The 3,050-nt window shown below is 67.0% G+C and carries 3 protein-coding genes and 3 pseudogenes; 4 read left to right on the forward strand and 2 right to left on the reverse strand.

Annotation, left to right across the window (positions count from 1 at the left end; genetic code table 11):
• Positions 1-156: 156 nt before the first annotated feature.
• Positions 157-570 (reverse strand): annotated as a pseudogene (locus ACZ7NC_RS45000) (IS6 family transposase); the annotation flags it as partial.
• A 148-nt stretch (positions 571-718) separates the two neighbouring features.
• Between ACZ7NC_RS45000 and ACZ7NC_RS45005 the strand changes: the two are divergent.
• The 3 genes from ACZ7NC_RS45005 (at position 719) to ACZ7NC_RS45015 (ending at position 1,621) form a co-directional block, all read left to right on the forward strand.
• Positions 719-976, forward strand: a complete 258-nt coding sequence (locus ACZ7NC_RS45005; protein ID WP_471498098.1) for a hypothetical protein — start codon at positions 719-721, stop codon at positions 974-976.
• A gap of 142 nt (positions 977-1,118) precedes the next feature.
• Positions 1,119-1,289: a hypothetical protein gene (locus ACZ7NC_RS45010; protein ID WP_471498102.1), complete on the forward strand. Its 171-nt coding sequence runs from the start codon at positions 1,119-1,121 to the stop codon at positions 1,287-1,289.
• The gene (locus ACZ7NC_RS45015) at positions 1,286-1,621 is read left to right on the forward strand and encodes a hypothetical protein (RefSeq protein WP_471498105.1); all 336 of its coding nucleotides are present in this window, start codon (positions 1,286-1,288) and stop codon (positions 1,619-1,621) included. The genes ACZ7NC_RS45010 and ACZ7NC_RS45015 overlap by 4 nt, the downstream gene beginning before the upstream one ends.
• Before the next feature lie 123 nt (positions 1,622-1,744).
• Here the strand turns inward: ACZ7NC_RS45015 and ACZ7NC_RS45020 are convergent.
• Positions 1,745-2,149 (reverse strand): annotated as a pseudogene (locus ACZ7NC_RS45020) (transposase); the annotation flags it as partial.
• Between the two features lie 57 nt (positions 2,150-2,206).
• On the opposite strand from ACZ7NC_RS45020, the pseudogene ACZ7NC_RS45025 reads away from it, so the two are divergent.
• Positions 2,207-3,050: pseudogene (locus ACZ7NC_RS45025) on the forward strand (IS630 family transposase); the annotation flags it as partial.

Raw genomic sequence — 3,050 nt, forward strand, 5'->3', positions numbered from 1 at the left:
CTGTACGACACGCCCGTCTCGGTCCCCACAGCCAGCCCCCACCCGGGAAGATCAACAAACCCGGCAATCATCCCAGTCGAGACACCCCACTCAAGCCGACGACACCCCAGTCAGTGACCGGGTCAGACCCCGGGCAGTGCCACCTCCAGTCTCAATGTCGGTGACGACCACCCGCGGTACCGATTCCGTCTCCTTGAGGAGCTTGCGGAAGAAGCGCCGGGCCGCGGCCGTGTCCGGCTTGCCGGTCACGAGAATGTCCAGGACGTTGCCGTCCTGGTCCACGGCCCGCCACAGATAGCGCATCTTCCCGTTGACCTTGATGAACACCTCGTCCAGGTGCCACCGGTCGCCCGGGCGGGGCTGGCGGCGGCGCAGCCGCGCGGCGCAGGCGGGGCCGAAGCGGTCGCACCACAGACGGATCGCCTCGTAGGACACCTGGATGCCGCGCTCGAAGAGGAGCTCCTCTACGTCGCGGTAAGAAAGGGGGAATCGGTAGTACAGCCAGACGGCGTGCGCGATGACCTCCGGCGGGAACCGGAACCCCCGGTACGACGGTGCAGCACTGTCCACGAGCCGGTCCCTCCCACGACGACCCCCACCAAGATCATCGCACCCCGGCTCCTCAACTTGATAACGCCCCGCACACCTCTGCACACCCTTGAATGGGCAGTAAAAGACCATGGGTTTAAGTAGTACTCAATGGAGTATGGTTAGGAACATGGCCACAGACACCGAACTCATCGCGCGGGCTGCACTGGCCTACCTTCGAAGCGCTGGCGCGACCGAACCCGACCTCACCAGGTCACGCGTGGTCACCGGACCCACCGGAACGCGGTACGCCGCCCTCGCCAACTCCTCCGGTGTCCCGCTCGTCGTCTACCGGTACGACCCCTCTGGCAGCCAGCTCCGCGCCCTCAAGGGTGTCCCCGAACCCGTACGACGCGCCTACGCCGCACCCACCACGGCAGCAGCCTGACTCGTACCACGACCCCCGCGAAGGGACCGCCCCCGAAATGACCGCTCAGCCCGTACACCCCGCAGCCGGCCGCATCCCCCGCACGCAAGACGCCGTCGCCGCTGCCCTCCCGCCTGCACAACGCATGGAGTTCTACCGGCAGATGGGCGAAGCCACAGACGACCGCATCGGCACCGTCCTGCGCCGTTGGTGGACCCTCGTCCAGGTCGCCGCCGACCCTGCCACCGCCCACACCGCCGCTGCCGTCAAGGCCGGAACCGCACCCGGGCGCAGCGCTGCCGCCGTCCTGCGTGAGCAACAGGACAACCGTTGACCGACAACGGCGCCCCGTACGACTACAGCGGCCCCGACGACGAAGACCCGCTCATCCTGTCCCCGGTCATGCAACAGGCCATCGGCCCCAAGACGCCGGTTGGCCTGCTCAATGCCGTCAGCGTGGTCATGGCCGCACTGATCGAAGCGCTGGAACTCGGCATCATGCCGCCCGACGCGTTGCCTATTCCCGGCGTCCCCGGCGCCTACCTGCATCCCATGCCGGACAACCTCGGCATGATCGAATACCACGACACCCAAACCCCCAAGGGACGACCGGCGTACTACCTCGCGCGCATCGTCAACCCCGACGACTTCCTGAACGACTTCTGACCCCACCCACACACCGCGCCCCCTCGTACACGCCCCAACCTTTCAGTTGGAGATCATGGCGGTCTGCGGGCTGTGTAAGGAATCAGGCTCTGGCCCGTAATCGGCGGTAACGCTTCGTGTTGATCACTGAAGCAGGATCCGCTGGCGTAGGAGCGGGAAGCCGGCGCGGCCGTGCATCTGCCTCATGATCTTCTTCGTGCGGGTGTTGACGCCCTCGGTGCGGCCGTTGTGGTACGGGAGGGTGAGTCCGGCGTCGACGGCGGCGCGGTCGAGCTCGAGGCCGTTCGCGAAGGAGTGCAGGTGGGGCAGTTCAGCGGCGCGAACCGCGGTGATCCAGTCGGTGAGTTTGGCGTCGTTGCCCTCGGCTGGGGTCAGGAGCCCGGCGAACTCGCCGACGAGGCGGGCGAGTTCGGTCATCTCCGGACAGGCTTCGGTGAGTTCCCGTAGTAGTGCGGTGTCCTTGTCGCGCAGGTTCTCGGGGCGGGTGAGTAGGAGGCGGGCGAAGCGCTGCGGGGTGGTGACCGGCTTCTGAGGTCTTCTCTGCGGGGTGACGGTGGATCAGTCTTTGGGTGTATGCCGGTAGTTGTGCGGTATTCCGATGGGGGTGGCCTGACTCCGAAGCAACGGGCCGTGAGAGAGCAAGTTCGTTTTGAGGCTGCTGAGTTGTTTGCTCAGCAGGTTCCGCCGCCGGTGGTGGCCAGGCGGTTACGGGTGTCGCGGAAGTCGGTTTATGCCTGGTATGCCCTGTGGCGGGAGGGTGGTGTGGAGTCGCTGCGTTCGAAGGGGCCTTCGGGCCGGCCGTCGCGGATGAAACCCGCCTGGCGGGCATGGCTGGCCCAGGCTCTGGAGCAGGGGCCGGCCGGGCACGGCTGGGCGGAGGACCAGCGGTGGACGACAGCGCGGGTAGCGGTCCTGGTCGCGCGGCGTTTCCATGTCCGCTTCAGCGACGCACAGATCTGGAGGATCCTCCACCAGATGGGCTTCTCGGTGCAGGTCCCGGTACGCCGCGCCGCCGAGCGGGACGAGACCGCGGTGGCGACCTGGGTGAGGGAGGTCTGGCCGCACGTGGAAAGACGGTGAGGGACCAGAACGCGTGGCTGTGCTTCGAGGACGAGTCGGGCCAGAGCCTGCGGCCGCCGAAAGCCCGCACCTGGTCCCGGCGCAGCCACTCTCCGGTGGTGAAAGTCAGTGGGAAGGGCTCCGGCCGCATCTAAGTCGCCGGCATGGTGTGCACTCGGCCCGGCACACGGACCCGCCTGGTCTTTCGGATGCTCGTCCACCACGGCCGCAAGAGTGAGAAGAAGGGGGTCAGGGAGAAGGACTTCGCAGCCCTGCTAGACGCCGCTCACCAGCAGCTCGGCTCGAAGATCGTCCTGGTGTGGGACAACTCCACCCAGCACAAGGACACCGTGATGCGTGAACTGCTCGC

The organism is Streptomyces sp. NPDC111802 (assembly GCF_055634335.1).